The organism is Xanthomonas arboricola, from assembly GCF_002940665.1.
Taxonomy (GTDB): Bacteria; Pseudomonadota; Gammaproteobacteria; order Xanthomonadales; family Xanthomonadaceae; genus Xanthomonas; species Xanthomonas arboricola_B.
Map to the genome: position 1 here is coordinate 76028 of NZ_MIGY01000004.1, position 21923 is coordinate 97950.

At 66.7% G+C, this 21923-nt stretch carries 21 protein-coding genes; 10 read left to right on the forward strand and 11 right to left on the reverse strand.

Features of this window, described 5'->3' with window-relative positions; translation table 11 throughout:
- The first annotated feature begins 18 nt into the window (after positions 1 to 18).
- Positions 19 to 2520: an ATP-dependent helicase HrpB gene (gene hrpB, locus XarjCFBP7645_RS20145; RefSeq protein ID WP_053054109.1), complete on the forward strand. Its 2502-nt coding sequence runs from the start codon at positions 19 to 21 to the stop codon at positions 2518 to 2520.
- 329 nt (positions 2521 to 2849) lie between these two features.
- On the forward strand, positions 2850 to 3281 hold the full coding sequence (locus XarjCFBP7645_RS20150; protein ID WP_053046055.1) for a hypothetical protein: 432 nt from the start codon (positions 2850 to 2852) through the stop codon (positions 3279 to 3281).
- Between the two features lie 398 nt (positions 3282 to 3679).
- On the opposite strand, the gene XarjCFBP7645_RS20155 is transcribed toward XarjCFBP7645_RS20150, so the two are convergent.
- Both XarjCFBP7645_RS20155 and XarjCFBP7645_RS20160 read right to left on the reverse strand, forming a co-directional pair.
- Positions 3680 to 4252, reverse strand: a complete 573-nt coding sequence (locus XarjCFBP7645_RS20155; protein WP_053046056.1) for a pseudouridine synthase — start codon at positions 4250 to 4252, stop codon at positions 3680 to 3682.
- A 359-nt stretch (positions 4253 to 4611) separates the two neighbouring features.
- Complete coding sequence (locus XarjCFBP7645_RS20160) at positions 4612 to 5466, reverse strand: class I SAM-dependent methyltransferase (protein WP_053046057.1); 855 nt, start codon at positions 5464 to 5466, stop codon at positions 4612 to 4614.
- Between the two features lie 230 nt (positions 5467 to 5696).
- Between XarjCFBP7645_RS20160 and XarjCFBP7645_RS20165 the strand changes: the two genes are divergently transcribed.
- The 4 genes from XarjCFBP7645_RS20165 to XarjCFBP7645_RS20180 all read left to right on the forward strand — a co-directional run bounded on the left by XarjCFBP7645_RS20165 (position 5697) and on the right by XarjCFBP7645_RS20180 (position 9139).
- Positions 5697 to 6668, forward strand: coding sequence for an aldo/keto reductase (locus XarjCFBP7645_RS20165; RefSeq protein ID WP_053046058.1), 972 nt, complete (start codon positions 5697 to 5699; stop codon positions 6666 to 6668).
- Between the two features lie 116 nt (positions 6669 to 6784).
- Positions 6785 to 7813 (forward strand): NADP-dependent oxidoreductase, encoded by a 1029-nt coding sequence (locus XarjCFBP7645_RS20170; protein ID WP_047124557.1) that lies wholly within the window; start codon positions 6785 to 6787, stop codon positions 7811 to 7813.
- 76 nt (positions 7814 to 7889) lie between these two features.
- Complete coding sequence (dkgB, locus tag XarjCFBP7645_RS20175) at positions 7890 to 8693, forward strand: 2,5-didehydrogluconate reductase DkgB (RefSeq protein ID WP_016903609.1); 804 nt, start codon at positions 7890 to 7892, stop codon at positions 8691 to 8693.
- A gap of 143 nt (positions 8694 to 8836) precedes the next feature.
- Positions 8837 to 9139 carry a hypothetical protein gene (locus XarjCFBP7645_RS20180; protein ID WP_026064604.1) on the forward strand — a complete coding sequence of 101 codons (303 nt, stop codon included), beginning with the start codon at positions 8837 to 8839 and terminating at the stop codon, positions 9137 to 9139.
- Positions 9140 to 9211: 72 nt separating this feature from the next.
- Here the strand turns inward: XarjCFBP7645_RS20180 and XarjCFBP7645_RS20185 are convergent, their stop codons facing one another.
- Positions 9212 to 9622, reverse strand: a complete 411-nt coding sequence (locus XarjCFBP7645_RS20185) for a hypothetical protein (RefSeq protein ID WP_016903611.1) — start codon at positions 9620 to 9622, stop codon at positions 9212 to 9214.
- 219 nt (positions 9623 to 9841) lie between these two features.
- On the opposite strand from XarjCFBP7645_RS20185, the gene XarjCFBP7645_RS20190 reads away from it, so the two are divergent.
- Positions 9842 to 10651: a DUF2884 family protein gene (locus XarjCFBP7645_RS20190; RefSeq protein WP_104538895.1), complete on the forward strand. Its 810-nt coding sequence runs from the start codon at positions 9842 to 9844 to the stop codon at positions 10649 to 10651.
- 255 nt (positions 10652 to 10906) lie between these two features.
- Here XarjCFBP7645_RS20190 and XarjCFBP7645_RS20195 read toward each other — a convergent pair whose 3' ends face one another.
- From XarjCFBP7645_RS20195 to XarjCFBP7645_RS20215, 5 genes are all read right to left on the reverse strand, one after another.
- On the reverse strand, positions 10907 to 11608 hold the full coding sequence (locus XarjCFBP7645_RS20195) for an alpha/beta fold hydrolase (protein WP_039814096.1): 702 nt from the start codon (positions 11606 to 11608) through the stop codon (positions 10907 to 10909).
- A 275-nt stretch (positions 11609 to 11883) separates the two neighbouring features.
- On the reverse strand, positions 11884 to 12312 hold the full coding sequence (locus XarjCFBP7645_RS20200) for an organic hydroperoxide resistance protein (protein WP_016903614.1): 429 nt from the start codon (positions 12310 to 12312) through the stop codon (positions 11884 to 11886).
- A gap of 103 nt (positions 12313 to 12415) precedes the next feature.
- Entirely contained in the window at positions 12416 to 12877 is a 462-nt protein-coding gene (locus XarjCFBP7645_RS20205; protein ID WP_016903615.1) for a MarR family winged helix-turn-helix transcriptional regulator, read from the reverse strand.
- 148 nt (positions 12878 to 13025) lie between these two features.
- On the reverse strand, positions 13026 to 14120 hold the full coding sequence (gene zapE, locus XarjCFBP7645_RS20210; RefSeq protein ID WP_026064606.1) for a cell division protein ZapE: 1095 nt from the start codon (positions 14118 to 14120) through the stop codon (positions 13026 to 13028).
- A 78-nt stretch (positions 14121 to 14198) separates the two neighbouring features.
- Complete coding sequence (locus XarjCFBP7645_RS20215) at positions 14199 to 14861, reverse strand: alpha/beta hydrolase (RefSeq protein ID WP_104538896.1); 663 nt, start codon at positions 14859 to 14861, stop codon at positions 14199 to 14201.
- A 66-nt stretch (positions 14862 to 14927) separates the two neighbouring features.
- Here XarjCFBP7645_RS20215 and XarjCFBP7645_RS20220 point away from each other — a divergent pair, with 66 nt between their 5' ends.
- Entirely contained in the window at positions 14928 to 15803 is an 876-nt protein-coding gene (locus XarjCFBP7645_RS20220; RefSeq protein WP_016903619.1) for an EamA family transporter, read from the forward strand.
- A 97-nt stretch (positions 15804 to 15900) separates the two neighbouring features.
- On the forward strand, positions 15901 to 17130 hold the full coding sequence (gene xopR, locus XarjCFBP7645_RS22040) for a type III secretion system effector protein XopR (RefSeq protein WP_104538897.1): 1230 nt from the start codon (positions 15901 to 15903) through the stop codon (positions 17128 to 17130).
- Between the two features lie 170 nt (positions 17131 to 17300).
- On the opposite strand, the gene XarjCFBP7645_RS20230 is transcribed toward xopR, so the two are convergent.
- On the reverse strand, positions 17301 to 18626 hold the full coding sequence (locus XarjCFBP7645_RS20230) for a GTP-binding protein (protein WP_039515665.1): 1326 nt from the start codon (positions 18624 to 18626) through the stop codon (positions 17301 to 17303).
- 62 nt (positions 18627 to 18688) lie between these two features.
- Here XarjCFBP7645_RS20230 and XarjCFBP7645_RS20235 point away from each other — a divergent pair, with 62 nt between their 5' ends.
- Positions 18689 to 19075, forward strand: a complete 387-nt coding sequence (locus XarjCFBP7645_RS20235; protein WP_039814103.1) for a MerC domain-containing protein — start codon at positions 18689 to 18691, stop codon at positions 19073 to 19075.
- 4 nt (positions 19076 to 19079) lie between these two features.
- On the opposite strand, the gene XarjCFBP7645_RS20240 is transcribed toward XarjCFBP7645_RS20235, so the two are convergent.
- The gene (locus XarjCFBP7645_RS20240; RefSeq protein WP_104538898.1) at positions 19080 to 20798 is read right to left on the reverse strand and encodes an ExeM/NucH family extracellular endonuclease; all 1719 of its coding nucleotides are present in this window, start codon (positions 20796 to 20798) and stop codon (positions 19080 to 19082) included.
- A gap of 394 nt (positions 20799 to 21192) precedes the next feature.
- Positions 21193 to 21711: a c-type cytochrome gene (locus XarjCFBP7645_RS20245; RefSeq protein ID WP_016902056.1), complete on the reverse strand. Its 519-nt coding sequence runs from the start codon at positions 21709 to 21711 to the stop codon at positions 21193 to 21195.
- Between the last annotated feature and the right edge of the window lie 212 nt (positions 21712 to 21923).

Below are 21923 nucleotides of genomic sequence, written 5' to 3' on the forward strand. Positions count from 1 at the left end.
CCCGTATCCTTCCCGCGCATGACCGAGCCTGCTTTTCCGATCGCCCCACTGCTGCCGCAGCTCCGCGACAGCCTGGCCGCCCATCCGCGGCTGGTGCTGGAAGCCCCGCCCGGGGCCGGCAAGACCACCCAGGTACCGCTGGCCTTGCTGGACGCATCCTGGCTGGCCGGTCGCAAGATCGTGATGCTCGAGCCGCGTCGCGTCGCCGCCCGCAGCGCCGCGGTGTTCATGGCGCGCCAGCTGGGCGAGCCGGTCGGCGAGACCGTGGGCTACCGCATCCGCTTCGAGAACAGGACCTCCGCACGTACCCGCATCGAGGTCGTCACCGAGGGCATCCTGACCCGGCTGATCCAGGACGACCCGATGCTGGAGCACGTCGGCGCGCTGCTGTTCGACGAATTCCACGAGCGCCATCTGGCCGGCGACCTCGGCCTGGCGCTGGCGCTGGACGTGCAGGCGCAGGTGCGCGAGGACCTGCGCATCGTGGCGATGTCGGCCACGCTGGATGGCGAGCGCCTGGCCGGCTTTCTCGACGCACCGCGCCTGAGCAGCGCCGGGCGCAGTTTCCCGGTGGAGATCGCGCATTTTCCCGCGCGCCGCGACGAAGCGCTGGAGCCGCAGACCCGGCGCGCGGTGGAACACGCCTTGGCCACACATCCGGGCGATGTGCTGGTGTTCCTGCCCGGCCAACGCGAGATCGCACGCGTGCACGGCGCGCTGCAGGACGTGCTGGACCCGGCCGTGCAGGTGCTGCCGCTGCATGGCGAGCTGTCGGTGGAAGCGCAAAGCCGGGTGCTGCAGCCCGACCCGTCAGGGCACCGCCGCGTGGTGCTGGCGACCAACGTCGCCGAGTCTTCGGTGACCCTGCCCGGCGTGCGCGTGGTCATCGACAGCGGGCTGGCGCGCGAGCCGCATTACGATCCCAACAGCGGTTTCTCGCGGCTGGACATCGCCACCATTGCGCAGGCCTCGGCCGACCAGCGTGCCGGCCGCGCCGGGCGTGTGGCCAGTGGCTGGGCATACCGGCTATGGCCGCAATCGCAACGGCTGGAACCCCAGCGGCGCGCCGAGATCACCCACGTGGAGCTGGCCGGTCTGGCGCTGGAACTGGCGGCCTGGGGCAGCGCCGCACTGCGTTTCGTCGATGCCCCGCCGGCCGGCGCGCTGGCTGCCGCGCACGAGTTGCTGCAGCGACTGGGCGCGCTCACCGACGGCGGCGGCATCACCGCGCTGGGTCGGCGCATGCTCGCGCTGGGTACGCATCCGCGCCTGGCCGCGATGCTGGCGCAGGCCGGCGATGCGGCCCGCGTGGCGCTGGCCTGCGACCTGGCCGCCTTGCTGGAAGCGCGCGACCCGCTGCGTCAGGGCGGCGATGGACTGGCCGCGCGCTGGCGCGCACTGGCCGCCTTCCGGCAAGGCCGCAGCGCGCACGATGCCAACCGCGGCGGCCTGGCCGCGATCGACAGCGCCGCCAAGCAATGGCGACGCCGGCTGCGCTGCGACAGCGCCCCGCCCGCCAGCGTGGAAGCGCATGCACTCGGCGACCTGCTCTCGCACGCCTTCCCCGACCGCATTGCCGCGCGCCATACCAACGACCCGCTGCGCTACCTGCTTGCCAACGGCCGCAGCGCGCGCCTGTTCGACCACAGCGACCTGCGCGGCGAACCCTGGCTGGTCGCCAGCGAACTGCGTTACGAAGCCAAGGACGCGTTATTGCTACGCGCCGCGCCGGTGGACGAAGGCTATCTGCGCCACAGCGTGCCGGAGCGCTTCGTGCAGCAGGATCTGGTGCAGTGGGATGCGGACAAGCGCGCCCTGGTGGCGCGCCGGCAATCCAGCTTCGACCGCATCGTGCTCGACAGCCGCCCGGCCGGCCGCGTCGATCCGGCGCAGGCCGCCGACGCATTGACCGAGGCAGTGCGTCAATTGGGCCTGGATGCCTTGCCCTGGACCGACGGCCTGCGCCAATGGCGCGCACGCCTGCAGTCGTTACGCGCCTGGATGCCCGAGCTTGCGCTGCCCGACCTGTCAGACACCGCGTTGCTGGAGACACTGGACACTTGGCTGCGCCCGGCCTTCGCCGGCAAGACCCGCCTGGATGCGCTGGACGAGGCCACACTGGGCGAAGCGCTCAAGGCCGCCCTGCCGTGGGACCGCCGCCAGCTGATCGATCGCCACGCGCCCACCCGCATCGGCGTGCCCTCGGGCATGGAACGGCAGATCGTCTACGCCCTCGACCACGCCGAGCAGCCGTTGCCGCCGGTGCTGGCGGTCAAGTTGCAGGAACTGTTCGGCCTGGCCGACACCCCGCGCGTCGCCGACGGTCGCATCCCGCTGACCCTGCATCTGCTCTCGCCAGGTGGGCGCCCGTTGCAGGTCACGCAGGATTTGAAAAGCTTCTGGGTCACCACATACCCGGATGTCAGGAAGGAGATGAAGGGACGGTATCCCAGACATCCGTGGCCGGAAGATCCATGGTCCGCAACTGCAACCCATCGGGCAAAACCGCGCGGCACCTGATATGAGCCCCTCTCCCCTCGGGAGAGGGGTTGGGGTTAGGGTACGGGGAGAAGCCCATGCGCTGCTCAAGCGCACGTGGCTTCGGCCGTACCCTCATCCGCCCCTGTGGGGTACCTTCTCCCGGCCTGAGAAGGGAGTCGACGTCGACACCGGCCAGGTCGGGCTTCTGCCGCATCCAGTTAACTACCGAATCCAGGTAAGCACCGATCACAGCATCGCCCCGCATCGTTACTTAACCGCAACCCAAACAAGCCCTAGCACCGCTAACACCGTCTATACGCAGCAGCCCACACACTGCGGCCCACGTACTCAGAAAGGAAACGCCTCCAATGAGCAAGCTGACTGTGATCACCGAACGCGCCCTGGAGCGTGCCCTGGAACTGGCTGGCAATGCTGGCGACCACCTGCGTCATGCCGCGTCCAACGCTGGTGACCAGGCCCGTAATGCAGGCAGCAGCCTGCGTCATTTCGGCCCCGGCGCCAGCGAGTGGCTGAAGACCGGCGCTGCATTGGGTGCCGTGCGCACCGGCGGCAAGGTCGTCGGCAAAGTGGTCAAGCGCAATCCGGCCGTCACCGTGGCTGCTGCCGTCGCCGGCCTGGGCCTGATCGGCTATGCCGTCTATCGCAAGCGCCAGCGTGACCAGCAGGTCCTCGGCGGTAACGTGCACCGCCTGGATCGCGAAAACGCCAGCAATGCCAGCGCACGTCGCGCGGCCTACCAGCGCCGCGGTGCAGTGACGCCGAGCGACGGCATCGAATAAGCCGCCCTTCCAGGCACGAACAAAAACGCCACGGCCCTGCGCCGTGGCGTTTTTGTTTGTGGATGACATCGGCGTGACCATCACATCGCTAAGTCATCGACACTCACGTGGTCGAAGAATGCGACACACCATGTGCGGGTCAGGACCATCACCGACCACGTGAATCGCGTTGCCTGTCCGCACTCGCGCCCCTCTCATCACGCATGTCCTGAAGCATCGCGGGTCGACCCATCGTTGAAGTGGATCGGCCATCCAGACACGCAACCGTTGCATCCTTCCTGCGTTACCAATCCAGTGGGTAATGCTGCATGGGCGGTGCAGTAAAGCGACCGGTATACCGAATGCGTCAACTCAGCGTCGCGTACGGTGAAGCGACCGTCGTACCGGATGCATCACGCTCAGCGTCGCGTCCTGCTCGGACGCGCGGCCTGCGTCTGTTCGAGGCGCCACTGGCCGGGCGCAAGCGCATCCAATGTCCAGTCGCCGATTGCCACGCGGATCAGACGCAAGGTCGGCAGACCCACCGCGGCGGTCATGCGCCGCACCTGCCGATTGCGGCCTTCGGTGATCTGCAGTTCCAGCCAGGCATCGGGCACGGTCTTGCGCACGCGCACCGGCGGATCGCGCGGCCACAGTGCCGGTACGGGATCGAGCCTGCGCAGCTTGGCCGGACGGGTCGGACCGTCGTTGAGCAGCACGCCATCGCGCAAGGCCTGCAGCTGCGCAGGTGCAGGCTCGCCTTCCACCTGCACCCAGTAGGTCTTGGGTTGCTTGTGGCGCGGGTCGGTCAAACGATGCGCCAATGCGCCATCGTCGGTCAGCAGCAACAGACCTTCGCTGTCGTGATCCAGACGGCCGGCTGCGTAGACGTCGGCCGGCAGGCCGAATTCGGCCAGCGTGCGTTTGGGCGGCTGCGAGCGGTCGCTGAATTGCGACAGCACGCCATAGGGTTTGTTCAACAACACCAACATGCCAGTCCTGTTGCGCAAGATCGTTGCAGGACACGCAGGTGGCGCGCGGTGTCATGCAGTGAATTGAAGAGGTCGCGCCACGAGCGACGGGGGATGCGCTGCATCTGCCTTTGACGGCGTCGAACGTCAGTGCCGCGAGCATCGCTTCACCCGCGGTCCTGCATCGCTGGCGTGTTTGGGGCAAATATCCCGGCGCCGGTGTGGCCGGCCGTCATGGCATTGCCCGCCCCTGTCCGTGCGGCCACGCGCCCGGTCGCGTCGTCATTGCACGCCGCGCGTCATCCCGGCAGCGACGCGATGCGGCCAGCTGCCAACGACCCGCATGCCGCCGCCCGATGCGTCGGCATGCAGGCGACGCCTCACTGCTTGACGAACTTCAAGGTCATGCGGTCGCTCTCGCCGATCGCCTTGTACTTGGCATCGTCGGCCTTGTCGTGGCTGTTGCTCGGCGGCAAGGTCCACACGCCACCGGGATAGTCCTTGGTGTCGCGCGGATTGGCGTTGACCTCGCTCTTGCCGGCCAGCTTGAACCCGGCCGCTTCGGCCATGGCAATCAACTGCGCCTGGCCGACATAGCCGCTCTTGTCGTCGGCCGGCACGTCGGCCTTGGCACGGTGCTCGACCACGCCAAGCACACCGCCGGGCTTGAGCACCTTGTAGAAGCCGGCAAACATCGCCTCGGCATTGCCGGCCATGCGCCAGTTGTGCACGTTGCGGAAGGTCAGCACCAGATCGGCCGAATTGTCCACGCCGAACGAGGGCGTCTTGGGCACATAGGAGACGAACGACGGCTTGCCGTACACCTGCGGCTTGGCGGCAAACTTCTTCTCCAGCTCGTCGCGCCCGCGCTGCGCCGAATCGCGGCCACGGCCTTCCGGCACCGCCGCCGGGTCGACCACTGCCGCCACGTACTTGCCCTTGTCGCGCAGGTAGGGCGCCAGGATCTCCGAGTACCAGCCGCCGCCCGGCGTGATTTCGATGACGGTCTGGGTCGGCTTGATGCCGAAGAACGCCAGCGTCTGGCCCGGATGACGGTAGACATCGCGCTGCACGTAGACACGATCGCGCCAGTTGCCGTCGATGGCTTTCTGCAGCGCCGCGTCGGGCGCCGGCAGGCTGGCGCTATCGGCCGGTTTCATTGCCATTGCCAGTGGCGCGCTCATCGCCACTGCCATCCCCACCACACATGCACACACCAGCTTGTTGCGGATCATCGCAGCGCCCTTTGCGGGAAAAAGTAGCGCGAGCCTAGCATGCGGCCGGAAGCCTGCCATGTGCATGGATCCAGGCGCCGCATGACGCGCCGCACCAGGCTGGAAGCGACATGTTCAAATGATGTGAGTCGATGAGGGCGATCGGCGGAACGCAGAATCCACGCAGGTGTCACACGCAACATCGACACGCATGACTATGCTGTCGGCAGTTCGAATCAGGAGCATCCGTGATGACCCATTCCCGCGCGTTAGGCCGCTCCGGCCTGCAGGTTCAACCGATCGTGTTCGGTGGCAATGTGTTTGGCTGGAGCGCCGACGAGGCGACCTCGTTTGCGTTGCTCGATGCCTTCGTCGATGCCGGTTTCAATCTGGTCGACACCGCCGATGCGTACTCCGGCTGGGTGCCGGGCAACCGCGGTGGCGAGTCGGAAACCATCATCGGGCGCTGGCTCGCACGCAGCGGCAAACGCGACAAGGTGTTGATCGCCACCAAGGTGGCCAAATGGAGCGAGCATCCGGGCCTGTCGCCGGAGAATATCGCCGCTGCCGTGGACGATTCGCTGCGCCGTCTGCAGACTGATGTGATCGATCTGTACCAGGCGCACGAAGACGACGCATCGATTCCGCTGGAAGCCACGCTGGCCGCGTTCGGCCGCTTGATCGAACAGGGCAAGGTGCGCGCGATCGGCGCGTCCAACTACAGCGCCGCACGCCTGCGCGATGCCCTGGATGTTTCCGAGCAGTACAAGCTGCCACGTTACGAAAGCCTGCAACCGGAATACAACCTCTACGATCGCGCCGGCTACGAAGCCGAGCTGGAGCCGCTGGTACGCGAACGCGAGCTCGGTGTGATCAGCTATTACTCGCTGGCCAGCGGCTTTCTGACCGGCAAATACCGCAGCAGCGACGACGCCGGCAAGAGCAGCGCACGCGGCGCCTCGGTGGTCAAGCAATACGTCAATCCGCGCGGTCTGCGCATCCTGCAGGCACTGGACGATCTGGCGGTCACCCACAGCGCGACGCCGGCCCAGATCGCATTGGCCTGGTTGATCGCACGCCCGGGCCTGACTGCACCGATCGTCAGTGCCACCAGCGTGGCCCAGTTGCACGATGTGCTGGCCGCCGCGCAGCTGTCGCTGAGCGCCGATCAGATTGCACAGCTCGATGCCGCAAGCGCCCCCGAGCCGGCCGACGCAGCCTGACGCATCGGCTTGCAGCACGCACGCAGTCAACCACGCGCGTCTTTCCGCGCGCAGCCGCCATCGCGGCTGCGCTCCCCCGGTCGCGTACGCGCGGCCCTTTCCGCAAGGAATCCCCCATGACATCGATCACCAATCGCCGCATCGTGCTGGCCTCGCGCCCGCACGGAGAGCCGAGCGCCGACAATTTCCGTATTGAAGAAGTCGCCTTGCCGCCCACCGGGCACGAGCAGATCCTGGTGCGCAACCGCTTCCTGTCGCTGGACCCGTACATGCGCGGGCGCATGGACGAAGGCCCGTCCTATGCCGCACCGGTGGAGATCGACGCGGTGATGGAAGGCGGCACCGTCGGCGAAGTGCTCGAATCGCACCATACCGGCTATCAGCCTGGCGACCTGCTGGTGCTGCCCGGCGGCTGGCAGAGCCATAGCCTGCTCACGCCCACCACGCCGCTGCGCAAGCTGCCCAAGGACGATGCCCTGCCGCTCAGCACCGCGCTCGGCGTGTACGGCATGCCCGGCTTCACCGCCTATGCCGGCCTGCACGAAATCGGCAAGCCGCAGGCCGGCGAGACCCTGGTCGTGGCGGCAGCCAGCGGGCCGGTCGGCGCCACCGTGGCCCAGCTGGCGCGTCTGCAGGGCTTGCGCGTGGTGGCCATCGCCGGTGGCGAGGAAAAGGTGCGGTACCTGCGCGAGGTATTGCGCGTTGATGTGGCACTGGACCACCGCGCCGACGACTTTGCCGAGCAACTGCGCGCTGCCACGCCGGACGGGATCGACATCTATTTCGAGAACGTCGGCGGCAAGGTCTTCGACGCGGTACTGCCGCAATTGAACGACTTCGCGCGCATCCCGGTATGTGGCGTGATCGCCACCTACAACAGTCGCGGCCAGGCCTCGCCGGGGCCGGATCGGCTGCCGGAGTTCATGGGCCAGGTGCTGCGCAAGCGGCTGACCGTGCGCGGTTTCATCCAGCACGACTTCATCCGCCTGATGCCCGCCTTCCTGCGTGAGATGGGCCAGTGGCTGCGCGAGGGCCAGATCCAGTACCGCGAGCACGTCCTGCACGGCCTGGACAGCGCCCCACAGGGCCTGATCAGCCTGCTGCGCGGCGAAAACTTCGGCAAGGCGGTCGTCGCCCTCGACTAGCTCGACTCGCAGCGCCGAATACGCTCCCCGCTTTTACGATTCCCCATTCCCCATTCCCAATTACCAAAGGAACACAATGACAGTCCCCGCATTCGGCCTCGGTACCTTCCGTCTCAAGGACCAGGTCGTCATCGACTCGGTGCGCAACGCGCTGGAGTTGGGTTACCGCGCCATCGATACCGCACAGATCTACGACAACGAACAGCAGGTCGGCCAGGCCATTGCCGCATCCGGGCTGCCGCGCGACCAGCTGTATCTGACCACCAAGATCTGGGTCGACAAGTTCGAGCGCAGCGCCTTGCTGCCCAGCCTGCAGGAAAGCCTGCGCAAACTGGGCACCGACGATGTCGATCTGACCCTGATCCACTGGCCCTCGCCAAAGGATCAGGTGCCGATGCGCGAGTATCTGGAAGCCTTGAACGAGGCCCGTCAGCAGGGCCTGACGCGTGCGATCGGTGTATCCAACTTCACCATCGCGCTGACCAGGCAGGCCATCGAGATCCTGGGCGCCGATGCCATCGCCACCAATCAGATCGAGGTGCATCCGTACCTGCAGAACCGCAGCCTGATCGCGTTCCTGCGTGAGCAAGGCATCCATGTCACCTCGTACATGACGCTGGCGGTGGGCGAGGTGCTGAAGGACCCGGTGATCCAGGCGATCGCCGCACGCCACGACGCCACCCCGGCGCAGGTCACCCTGGCCTGGGCACTGCAGCAGGGGTATTCGGTGATTCCGTCCTCGACCAAGCGGGACAATCTGGAGAGCAATCTCAAGGCGCAGACGCTGCGGCTGAGCGAGCAGGACATGGCCGAAATCGCCGCACTGGACCGCGGGCAGCGGCTGGCCAACCCGAAGGCCATCGCACCCGACTGGGATTGAGGTCCCGGCTGCCACGGGTCGGCACTGTCCGGCCCGTGGCGCAATCACCGCGACGACCGCTCGTCGTCGCGTGCTGGTTGCACGCGGCAGGCGCTGCTACGGTGCCGGACACAGGGGGTAGTCTCGGCAACGGAGTCCTACCCATGCACAGCGCATCCGTCTTGACCCGCCGCAGCGTCGATCTCGACACGGAGATCGCCTACTGGCGCGATGTCCACGCCGAAGGCCATCTGGGTGGTTACGCCTTCGCCGATTACGCCCGGCTACTCACGCTTGGCTACGACATCTATCTGTCCTATCCGCGCGCGACCGAGGCGCAGCTGTATCGCGTGCTGCAGGACGGCTATTACCACTATCAACCGCTGCTGTCGGTGCCCTGGGACCAGGCGCGCTGGATCGTGCGGCATGCGTGGCGGCATTTGGAAGAGGCCGCCGTTCGGCATTGAAACAAGCATTCTGAAAAAGAATTGGCCACTCGGACGACCGCGCAGCCCTTGCGGCTGCCCGGTACTGTCAGCTCACTGTCCCAGCGCCATCGCCTGGCGGTCGATGCGGTGCTTGTCGGCCAGTGCCTGCATGCCCTGCAGGGTGGCGGCGATCAGGCTGGCATAGCGCAGCCGCCACAGCGTGGCGCGGTCGTTGTCGTCGTGCGCATTGCCCAGGCCATCGAGCACCTGCGGCAGGCGGCGGTCGGCCAGCGCGGAGGCGGCCAGATAGGGCTTCTCGGGTGCGATCACATCCACCGGCGCGCGCCAGTCGTTGGCGACCTGCTGGGAAATACCCGCCAGGTGCGAGAGCTGGTGCATGCCGATCAGCGTCTCGTGCAGCATCTCGCGGCACGCCCACTGCCACAGGGCCACCTTCTCCGATGGGTCCTTGGCAATCTCGGTGAGTGCCAGATCAACCTTTTCGATGCGTGAGTCGAGCATTGCTGAGCTCCGATGCTGCTGCGCAACATAATTCACACCATACACCGTGAGAATCAAGTGAGCCAAACGTTTGCAGGATGTCGGCGCGCCGATGCTCGACCCGGTTCACGCTTTGCACCGTCGAGGCCAGGACGCCGCTACGGCACCCTGACTTCCTGCCCATGGCCAGGCGTGCAGCCGCGCGCCATGCTGCCGCATCACCACTCCCGAGCATCCGCCATGCGCGTCCGCACCTTCCTGGCCCCGCTCCTGCTGCTGGCGGCCTGTAGCGCACAGGCCGCGACCGCCAGGCCGCAGGTGTCCGCACAGCAATGCGACGTCAGCACCTCCTACGATGTGCTGGCCGACAGCGGCGGCATCTGGCTGCGTCGCAAGCAAGGCGTGCCGCGCGAGATTTTCTTCCACGGTGGCGAACTCAACATCGATCGCCAACCGCAAGCGGTCAGCGCTGCCGACGCGCAACGCCTGCGCGAACTCGAGCAGGGCGCCCGCGCACTGATGCCGGCCGTGACCGCCATTGCCCGCTCGGTGGTCGACATCAGCTTCGACGCACTGGCCGGCGTGGTGCAGATGCTGACCGACAGCACGCGCCAGGAGCGCAAGGTGGAGCGACTGCGCGGCACCGCACTCGCGCAGGTCGATGCCACGCTGGGGCGCGGGCGCTGGGAACAGGCGCTGTTCGACGAACGTTTCGAAGCCAGTGTCGAACGCGCTGCCGACGACCTGGCCGGCAGCCTGACCCGCAGCGTGATGTGGACGGTGATGACCGGACGCGCTGCGCAGCTGGAGCGACGCGGCGAGCAACTGGATGCGCGCATGGAGGAGCAGATGCAGGCACGCAGCCAGGCGCTGGAAGCACAGGCACAGACGCTGTGCACGCAGGCGCAGGCGCTGTATGGGGTGCAGCAGGCGCTGGAATATCGCTTCCAGGGCCAGCCGCTGCAGATGCTGGAACTCCACACGCATCAGCAGAAAGACGACGCCGATGCGCCGGTATCCAACAGCGTTGTGGCGACGGCCACGCGGTGACGGCGCCGATGCAGCGCAGGCGAACTTGCACGCTTTACGGCAGTCCAACGAGTCGCTTCGGCCGGATGGCTGCCGCGACTGCGTACGACACCCATGCATGCATGAATGCAGGCATTGCGTAGCAGCCGATGGCGCACTGATCACCTTTCCAAGACCGCTGGTTCAGAGCCCCTCATCGCGCACTGGTTGATGCCATCTCGCCGCATGGGATCGCACGGCGGCAGGCCTGGCTGTGTCGGCTCGGTCGTCGCCGTATCAGGCGAGCAGCCATTGCCGCAGTGCATCCGACACCGCCTGCGGCTGTTCCAGCGGCGACAGATGGCCACACGCAGGCACTTGCACCAAGCGCGCCTGCACTGCGAGTGCGGCCATTTCCTCGTGCAATGCCGGCGGGGTGATCGCATCGTCCTTGCCGCACAGCACCAGCAGCGGGCCGGCATAGGCGCGCAGCAGCGCGCGGCCGTCTTCCCGCTCCAGCCGGTTCTGCCGCAGGAACACCTCCACGCCCAGGCGCTGGGTCATGCCACGTACCCGCTCCAGCAAGGCCTCGTCCTGCCAGCGCGAGGGATGCACGTAGTGCCGCAGCAGCCGTTCGCCGAATCCGTGGAAGGCACTGGCGCCACGCACGCTCGCTTCCTGCGCGCGCCGTTGCGCCGCACGCTCGGGCGAATCGGCACGTGCGGAGGTATCCAGCAAGGCCAGCCGCGCCACGCGCTCCGGCGCGATACGCAGGATTTCCTGCGCGACATAGCCACCCAAGGAAAACCCTGCCAGTGCAAACCGCGGCGGCATCTGCGCCAGCAGCTGTGTCGCCAGCGCGCGCATGCTCTCGCCCTGGGTGATGTCGCCGACCACGCAGTCGGCAAGCTCGGCCAGGGCCACGCGCTGCGCCTGCCACAACTGCGCATCGTTGAGCAGACCGGGGAGCAGCAACAAGGTGGGACGCGTTGCGCTCATGCGCAGCAAAGTCCGATCGGGATCGCAGAAGCAGGCACTGTCATCGCAACAGTGTGCCGCGCGGTGACGCGCATCGCCAGCGCGTGCATGTGCGCCTGGACGCGGGTGCATCGACTCGTTGGCGTGTCTTGCGTCCATGCCAGGTCGCGCTGGCACCGCGACGCCGGCTGCCTGTGTTCTTCAGGGCAGCGCTGCTGCAACAAGAAACGGCCCGACGCAGGCGCCGGGCCGTTCCTGACTCCACCACGTGTGACGCATGGTGGTGCTGGCGTGGATCAGGCCAGGGTCAGGGTGACATCGATGTTGCCGCGGGTCGCGTTGGAGTACGGGCAGACCTGGTGGGCCTTGTCGACCAACGTCTGCAGTTCGGCCTGGTCCATGCCCGGCACTGCGATGCGCAGCTCCACGGCAATGCCGAAGCCGCCCGGAATCTGGCCGATGCCGACGCTGCTGTCGATGCTCACTTCGCCCGGCAGCTTCAGCTTGTCCTGCGCCGCGACAGCCTTCATCGCGCCGATGAAGCAGGCTGCGTAGCCGGCAGCGAACAGCTGCTCCGGGTTGGTACCGTCGCCGCCGGCGCCGCCCAGCTCGCGCGGGGTGGACAGCTTGGCGTCCAGCGCCTTGTCGGAAGACACGGCGCGGCCTTCGCGGCCACCGGTGGCAGTGGCGTGGGCGGTGTAGAGGACTTTTTCAGGTGAGGCCATTGTGGTTCTCCAGAATGAGCGCTGTCAGCGCGTGATGTAGCTGAGTAGTTGACGATTAAATCGTGTACGACATGTTAGAAAGTGTGGGTGATGCAAAACCCGCTCACCCCGTGCCGAGGTTTGAGCGCAGCGTTTCAAGCTGCTGCTTGAATCGACGCAATTCGTCCAACGAACACGCCGAGGCGCACAACACCTGCTCCGGCACCGCCCCGGCCTTGGCGCGCAGTGCGCGGCCGGTATCGGTCAGCGCAATGATCACCTGACGCTCGTCGCTGGCGGCGCGCGTGCGGGTGACCAGCCTGGCAGCCTGCAGCCGCTTGAGCAGCGGGGTCAGCGTGGCCGAGTCCAGGTACAGGCGCTCGCCGATTTCCGACACGCTGCGGCCATCGGTTTCCCACAGCACCAGCAGCACCAGATATTGCGGATAGGTCAGGTCCAGCGTCTTCAGCAGCCCGCGGTAGAGCTTGTGCATCGCCAGGTTGGCCGAATACAGCGCAAAGCACAGCTGGTTGTCGAGCTGCAGCAGCGCGTTGGTCCGGGCGTCAGTGGCTGTGGCGGTGTCCATGGCCGCAAATTACATAGCGCACGATTTAATTGCAAGCGATTTATTGATCTGTTGTGCAACCAGGCACCACCGCCAAACTGGCCCAGGCCGCCGTCCTGATCGGTCACAACGATCTTGTGCAATCCGGGGCCGGGCCGCGTCTGCATGTCTAGGCCCGATGTGCGGTCGCCAGATACTCGGCGCTCTGCATCTCGATCAGGCGCGAGGCGGTGCGCTCGAAGGCGCCGGCCAGGCGCTGGCCGCTATACAACGCGGGCGGGGCGTCCTGTGCGGTGCAGACCAGGTTGACGTGGCGGTCGTACAGCTCGTCGATCAGATTGACGAAGCGACGTGCGGCGTCCTCGTTCATGCGATCGAAGTGCGGGATGCCGCCCAGCAACACGGTGGTGAATTCGCGCGCGATCTCGATGTAATCGCCCGGGCCACGCGGGCCCTCGCACAGCGCGGCGAAATCGAACCAGGCGATGCTCTTGCCGCGCGCGCGCACGGCAATCTTGCGCGCCTCGATTTCGATGTTGCCACTGCGCGGCTCGGAATTTCCGCTCAGCTCGCCCCAGCGCTGCGTCAGCCACGCATCGGCCTGCGCATCCAGGGGCGCGCGATACACCGGTGAGCGCGTCAGCGCGCGCATGCGGTAATCCTCGGTGCCTTCGGCATAGAGTTCCACGCAGAATTTCTGCAGCAGACCGATCGCCGGCATGAAGCTGTCGCGCTGCAGGCCATTGGCGTAGAGGTTTTCCGGTGCGGTGTTGGAGGTGGTCACCAGGGTCACGCCTTCGGCGAACAGGCGTTCCAGCAGACGCGCCAGCAACATCGCATCGCCGATGTCGGTGACGAAGAATTCGTCCAGCACCAGCACGCGCAAATTTTCGCGCCACTGCTGCGCGATCTTGGCCAACGGATCGCTTTGCCCGGCATGCTCGCGCAGTTGCTCGTGCACCCCGCGCATGAAGCGATGGAAGTGCGTGCGGTACTTCTGCTTGATCGGCAACCCGTCGTAGAACAGGTCGACCAGGAAGGTCTTGCCGCGCCCCACTCCACCCCAGAAATACAGGCCGCGCACCGGCTCGGGCTTTTTCCAGAACGCCGACAGCCGGTCCAGCCAGCCGTCCTGCGCGCTGTCCACCAATGCCTCGTGGATACGATCCAGCTCGGCCAGGGCCGCTTGCTGCGCGGGGTCGGCGCGCCAGTCGCCGCGTTGTACGCCGGCGGCGTAGCGCTGCGACGGGGTCATCTCACTCATCGTGTTCTCCGCGGGCCGGCTGCTGCCTTGCCCGCTCAACGGCGCATCGCCGGCCGATACGCATGGGCCCTGCCGCGGTCAGACGGCCGCCGGCAACCAGCGCCGGACACCATGCTGGATCGCACCGCGCAGGTCGATCAATTTGCGGTGGAAGAAGTGGCTGGTGTCGGGCATGCGTACCAGCTCGGGCTGCTGCTCCAGGGTCTCCAGCCAGTCATACACCGCCTGCGGGTCGACGATTTCGTCGGCATCGCCCTGCACCACCAGCCACTGTGCCGGCGGCTGCACATCGCTGAAATCCCAGCGCCCGGCCGGCGGCGCGATCGAGATCAGCACCTGCGGTTCGAGCGAGCCGGCGGCGCGCAGCGATACATACGCCCCGAAGCTGAAACCGGCCAGCCACAGCGTGTCGCCCGGGCGCTGGCTGCGCACCCATGCGGCGACCGCACGCAGATCGTCCTGCTCGCCTTCGCCATGATCGAACGCACCGGCCGAGTTGCCGACACTGCGGAAATTGAAGCGCACCACGGTGATCCCCAACTCGCGCAGCGCGCGCGCAGCCATGGTGACGACCTTGTTGTGCATGCTGCCGCCCTCGGTGGAGAGCGGGTGGCAGACGATGGCGGTGACCGGTTGCACGGCAACGTCCGGCTCGGGAAGATCGACCGCGACATCGAGCGGGCCGACCCGCCCATCCAACGTCAGTGCAGCCGATTCGGTGGGGAATAAGGGATTGGACATACCGTCATAATAGCCGCCCCGCCGGCCGCGTTCATCGCCCTGCCTGCACACTTCGTTGCGTTGCCCATGCATTTTCTGCTGTTTGCCGTCGTTTGCAGTGTCCTGGTGTCGGTGGTTCTCAAGTTGCTGCCGCGCTATCGCCTGGACGCTGCGCAGGCGATCACCTGGAACTACGCCACCGCCGCGCTGCTGGCGTGGCTGACCCTGCATCCGTCACTGGACACGCTGCGCGCGCCGACCACGCCCTGGCTGGCACTGTTTGCATTGGCGGTGGCGCTGCCGTCGATCTTCATGCTGCTGGCACGCGCGGTCGCCACCGCAGGCATCGTCCGTACCGATATTGCCCAACGCCTGTCGCTCCTGCTCTCGCTGGCGGCGGCGTTCACGCTCTTTGGTGAACCGGTCAATGGCTGGAAGCTGGCGGGACTGGGTCTGGGTCTGCTGGCCATCGTCTGCATCCTGCAACGGCCACGTCAGGCCGCCGGTGCGGATTCAGCGCCGGCCTCGATCGGCTGGCCATGGCTGGCAGGCGTGTGGCTGGGCTTTGCCCTGATCGATCTGTTGCTCAAGCACATCGCACAGGCCGGTACGCCGTCGCTGACGTCGTTGACGCTGTGCTTTGCGCTGGCAGGTGTGCTGATGCTTGGCCTGCAAGTCGTTCGCCGGGGCGGTGTCGCGCGCCTGAGCTTTCGCAACCTGCTCGCCGGCGTGCTCCTGGGCGCGCTCAATTTCGGCAACATCCTGTGTTACGTGCGCGCCCATCAGCTGCTGCCGCATAGCCCGGCCACCGTCTTTGCCAGCATGAACCTGGGCGTGGTCATCCTGGGAGCACTCGTCGGCAAGCTGGCATTTGGCGAGCGCATCGGCCGACGCGGCTGGGTGGGGCTGTTGCTGGCGGCGCCGGCAATCGCAGCGATCGCCTGGGGCATGCGCTCGGGCTGATGGAGGCATTCGGCCGGCGCGACGCCGGTTCGCAACTCGCCTTGAGGGGGATGCAGCGCTGGCTATCATGCGTGCAGACGACCCACGGGAGTGTGTGATGCGCCTGAGTCAGTTGTTTAACAGCCGTCATCGCGTCGCCCCGGAACCGCACGGCGCCAATCCGACCAAGACGACGCCGTTGATTCCAGGCGCATCGTCGCAGCACCCGCTCTCTCAGGCTCCAAAGTCAACAACAGCACAGGGCGCGTCGAAATCCCATCGCGGCATGCTCGCCTCGGCGCGTAAATCGCTGGCATCGTTACGCAAGCAGTTGCCGTTGACGTGCATGGGCTCTTCTCCAACGCTTGAAACAGTGGAAAGCCCACCGCCGGCAGCCGTGACGCCCGATCGCACGCAGCCACTGCACGGAACGCAGGCCCGCGTCGATCAGCGTCGGCAGCCACCGGTGCCCAATGCAACGGATCATGAGCGGGCGCAGCGACCGCAACCGCAACCGCAACAGACCCCGCCCACAAGACAGTCGATGTCGGTTCCGCCCAAGCCAGCGCGTGCGCAGCAACTGCACGGCCCGCAACGCCCCGTCGATCGGAGAATGCAACCGCCCGTTCCCGAAAGAATGCGCCGTGACGAGGGCCAGCCGCCGCAGCACGGCAAGCCGGCATCGCCCTCGGCGCCGATCACGCCCGCGCAATCGTCGCTGCCCTTCCCACGTCCCCAGCCCGGACGGCAGCCCTCGTTGCGCCGCCTGGATCTGCAACTGGAAGAGATCACCAGGCAGTGCAGCGATATTCAAAAGCAGCTGTTCATGGAGGACCGCGAGGCAACTCCGCAGGAGCAACACCTGCTCAAGACACGTGCAGCCCTGATCGCATGGCGCAAAGAGGTCCGCGATAGTCAGCTCGAGGCACTGCTGGTCGCACTGGCACCGATGGAAGACATCTGCGCACCGCGCACCACGAGCAGCGGCCTGGCCATGGTGCAGATGGACGCCATGCAGCACAACCGGCGCGAAGTGCTCAAGGCACGGCGTAAATCCGTCGACAGAGCCGCCCTGGCCAGAAACTACGCACGCGCGCAGCGGCGCCTGGAGTCATTGAAGCAAGGCGACGCACCCAAGGACCAGATACGGCGCCTGCAACGCATGATGCAGGGCTACCAGAACATGCTTGCGTTGGAACAGATCGTCAGAAGCACCGACGACCAGCTGGAAAGGTTGGGAGCGCCGCGCCTGATGTCCGGCATCCCCACCACCGCCGAACAGCGTCGACAGTCTTTCGAAAAAGAAAGGGATGCCCATCAAGAGGCAATCGACAACGGCTACTATTGAAGATCCTGGCCGCGCAGCTTGCAGGTGCACGCCGCGCGGCAGCCACTGGGAAGCATGCGACGCCGCCCAGTGCGGCGCATCCGCACGCCGCACTGAAGGATACAAGCCTGCTTCCGATTGCATCCGGAACCAAGGGCGAACGGATGTCGACAGCGTGATGCAGTCCGCGATCAACGCTGCCAGTGCGGAAACGGATCGTCCAGCAGTTGCCATTGCGCCGGGCCCTGGCGCAGTTCGTGATCGCTGAGCAGGCAGGCATCCAGCGCAGCGCGCGTGCGCGGCGCATCCATGTCCACGCCGATCACCGCCAGCTCCTGGCGACGGTCGCCCCACAGTGGGTGCCACAGCCGCTGCATCGCGGCGTATTCGCTGGCATCGCCAACCTCGTGCAGTTGCGGCAGCGGCGCGGTCCAGCATTGCGTCTGCTGACGCTGCCAGCCGATATCGGTATACGGCAATGGCGTGATGCTGGTCTGCAGCGGCTCGCCGATGGCATGCGCATCCACGCGGTGGCGTGCGGCAAACCAGAAGCCCGCTGCGTTTGTCTGGGTCGCGCCACCCACGCTGGACAATTCGCCGACCCAATCCATGCGGCTGGCCAACCAGAAAAATCCCTTGCTGCGAATCACCTGCGGCAGCCCGCCTTGCACCATCCGCGCAAAACGCTGCGGATGAAACGGCCGGCGTGCACGATAGACGAAGCTGCTGATGCCGTATTCCTCGGTTTCCGGCGTGTGCTGGCCGCGCAGTTCCTGCATCCAGCCCGGCGCCAGCTGCGCACGGGTGAAGTCGAAGCGGCCGGTGTCGAGCACCTGGCGCAGCGGCACCTCGCCATGCACCGCGTCCACGATCGCCGCCTCGCGGTTGAGCGCACGCAGCACCGCGCGCAGGCGTTGCAGCTGCTGTGCATCGATCTGATCGCACTTGCTGATCACCAGCACGTCGGCGAATTCCACCTGTTCGCCCAGCAACTGCACCAGCCCGCGGCTATCGTCCGGGCCGGCCTGCTGGCCGAGTTCGGCCAGCGTGGCGGCCGAGCCGAAGTCCTGCAGGAAGCGGCTGCCGTCCACCACCGTCACCATGGTGTCGAGACGGGCGATATCGGCCAGGCTGAAGCCGTCGGTATCGCGCACCGCGAAGGTGGCCGCCACCGGCATCGGCTCGGCGATGCCGGTCGATTCGATCAGCAAATAGTCGTAGCGCTTCTGTTCGGCCAGCTTGCGTACCTCCTGCAGCAGATCGTCGCGCAGCGTGCAGCAGATGCAGCCGTTGCTGAATTCCACCAGCGTCTCTTCGGTGCGCCGCAAAGCCGCGCCGCCCTCGCGCAGCAGCTGCGCGTCGATGTTGACCTCGCTCATGTCGTTGACGATCACCGCCACGCGCAGGCCATCGCGGTTATGCAGGATGCGGTTGAGCAGGGTGGTCTTGCCGGCGCCGAGAAAGCCGGACAACACGGTGACGGGCAGGCGTGAATCGCGCTTGGGGGACAGGGACATCCTGAGGGCCTGGCTGGAATGGAAGTGTTACTATATAACACCAGCTCGACAGAACACCCCCGATGCGCGTTACCGCTTCCGTGCTGGACAACTCGGCCATCGCCTTATCCAGCCTGTGCCTGCTGCACTGTCTGGCGCTGCCATTGCTGGCCGCTGCACTGCCGCTGCTGGGTGCCTGGAGCCGGGCCGAATGGGTGCATGTGGTGTTCGCCACGGCTGCCGTGCCGCTGAGCGGCTACGCGCTGTGGAGCAGCCATCGCCGGCATGCGCTGCCCGCGCCGGTGTGGGGGCTGGCGGTCTTCGGCCTGGCCGGCCTGGTGCTGGGCGCCAGCGGGGTTGCCGGCGGCAGTTGGGAAACCCCGATCACGGTGACCGGCAGCCTGCTGCTGGCCAGCACGCACCTGCTCAACCTGCGGCTGCGCCGCCGTGGCGGGACGTGCGCCAGCTAGCGCGCTATAGCGAAAAGCCCAGCAGCACCGGGTCGTGGTCGGAACTGCGCCACGGGCCGGGCAGGTTGCGCTTGGCATAGCCGGCATCGTCCATGACATCGGCGTTGATATGCCATTCCACCGCGCCGCGCAGTTGCTTGGCCATCGCCGGGCTGAGCAGGGCGTGGTCCAGCCGCCCGCTCATGCCATCGTAGACGTAGCTGTAGGGCTGCTTCACGCCGGCCACCGCAAAGGCGTCCTGCCAGCCGCTGGCGCGCAGGCTGCGCATCGGCGTTTCCATCGCGTAGGCGTTGAAATCGCCCAGCAATACGGCCAGCTTGGTCTGCGCGCCGGTGGGGTCGGTCTGCAGCCACTGGTGCAGGCGCTTGGCCGATTCGGTGCGGGTGGCGTTCCAGCAGGCCTGGCCGTCGCGCTGGTCGGCATCGGCGCCGCTGGCGCTGCCGCAACCCTTGGACTTGAAGTGATTGGCGACCACCACGAAGGTTGCCCCGCGGGTGCTGCGAAACGCCTGCGCCAGCGGCACCCGGCTGTGGCTGTCGAACGGCCCGCCGGTCAGCGTGGCCGGCTTGCCGACCGGCGTGACCTGCGAACTGCGGTACACGATGCCGACCCGGATCGCGTCATCGCCCGGGCCGCTGCCGGTGTCGATGAACTGCCAGTCCTTGTCCTTGTCGGCCGCGTTGAGCGCGGCGACCAGTTGCGCCACCGCCGCATCGGCGCCATTGCCGTCGTTTTCCAGCTCCATCAACGCGGCCACATCGGCGCGCAACGGCACGATGGTGGACACCAGCTTGGTCAGCTGCGCCTGGAACTGCTCCTGCGTGCGCGCACCGCGCTTGGTCGGAAAGCCACCGCCGCGGCCATTGCCGTTGAAGAAGTTCTCCAGATTGAACGAGGCGATACGCAGATCGCCGCCCACCTGCGGCGCCACCGCGGTCGGCATGGCCGGCAGCGTCAACGGACTCAGCACCTGGATGCGGTAGTTGCCGTCGTAGCGCTGGTCGACGATGCCGTCGACCGACTTGAGCAGGCTGCCACTGCGCAGTACCGGATCGGCTGGCAGATAGGCCACCGTCTTGGGGCTGCGGCCGTTGCGCGCGTCGTCCAGCAACACCTGACGACGGGCATTGTCGGCCTGCACCTGCGCGAAGGCCGGGGTGCCGGCGGCGGCCACTTCGCTGGGCTGCCACAAGCGCCCGCCGAACGCGGCGATCAACTCGCCATAGGTGTCCAGACGATCGCTGCCGTTGAGCGTCAGCGCAGCGATGCGCACGTGCTCGCCCTCCAGCGCTTCCCAGTTGGCCGGCGGCCCGCTGAGCATGCGCACCGGCACCGGCTGGCCGCTGGCCAGTCGCTCGGTGCTGCTGGCATCCACCGTGGTCAGGCTCGCCTCGCCGCCTGCCGACACCTCGCGCACGGTGCCGACGATGCGCACGCGGTCGCCCACCGCCACCTCGGCATTGCCGGCACCGGTGACGAACAGACCATGCGAGCGCCGCGGCTCGAAGCCGGGTTGCTGCACGAACAGCCCGGCCAGACCGGCACGCGTATCGGCGGTGACGATGCCCTCCACGTCGACCACACGGCCGTCGTAGGGGCTACGGGTGTCTTCGCCCTGCACGTCGGCGATCGACAGACGTTGCGGCGCGCCCTCGGCGGCACTGCCCAGCAGTGGCGCCAACAGACCGATCACACCGAGCACAACCAGCGAGCAACGCGACATCGACGCACTCCAGACAGACGTAGACCACATGCAAGCGCCGCTCCGAAGGCGGCGCGTGAGAACCGCGACAGGCTAGCAAAACGTTGCGAGTGGCGACCAGCTGCTGCGTGGGTTGAGTGGTCGATCTACAGGTGCCGGCAGTTGCGGGCATCCCCAAAACAATTGCGCTGGCGTGGGTGACCAAGGCTGACGTTGTCGTGCAAGCACGTCGTGCAGCGAGTGCAAATGCTCGCGCAATGGCTGCCGCCCTACAAAAGCAAAGCGTGCTCCAGCGCGCGCAAGCCTCGCGATTGACCAGTCGACGCACCCGCGCACGGCAGGCGCTGCAACTTGGCCGCACCACGACCGCTTGTGTCAGTCGCTTGTTGCGAACGCTTGCTGCTGCTTCAGGCGCTTACTTCAGATTGCTCAGCATCCAGTCGACCGTGGCCCGCACCTGCTCTTCGGTCAACGCCGGGTTGCCGCCCTTGGGCGGCATGATGCCGCCATCCGGGCCGGTGTAGCCCTCGATCGCGTGCTTGTACAAGGTGTCCTTGCCCTGGGCGATGCGCGCGTCCCAATGCGCATGGTCCAGCGTCGGCGCCTTGCCGACGCCGGTGGTGTGGCAGGCGGTGCACAGGTTGTCGAAGATGGTCTTGCCATCGGTGCTGCCGCCGTAGGCAGACTGCGAGGCGGCCTTGGCCAGCGCAGCCGCCTGGGCTGCGGCCTGTGCGGACGCGCCGGTGGTGCCGGCATAGACCGCACCGGCCGGGGCAATGCGTTGCTGCACGCGTTTGGCCGCGGTAGGCGAGACTTCGTCGGGAATGGCGCGTTGCAAATAGGCTGCCAGGGCAATCAGGCCCAGGGTGATCACCACCAGTAGTCCGATCACCATCGAGAATTTCTTCAGGAACTCGAGGTCGTAATTCCGCACGCGCTCACCCCTGGCTGTTGGTCGAAGACCTCTGCTAGCGCCGGAGTATAGAGCACAGTTCGCGCCCGTCTGGCCACTGTGCATGACAGTGATTGCAGCGGTGTGCGCTGCGCCCTGGCGCGCTATGGGTCTTGCAGGCACGCCGGTCTGCACAGCCCGATGAATTGCCGCAATGCCGCATGAGACGTTGGTCTCGCTTGAGGGAATTGCGT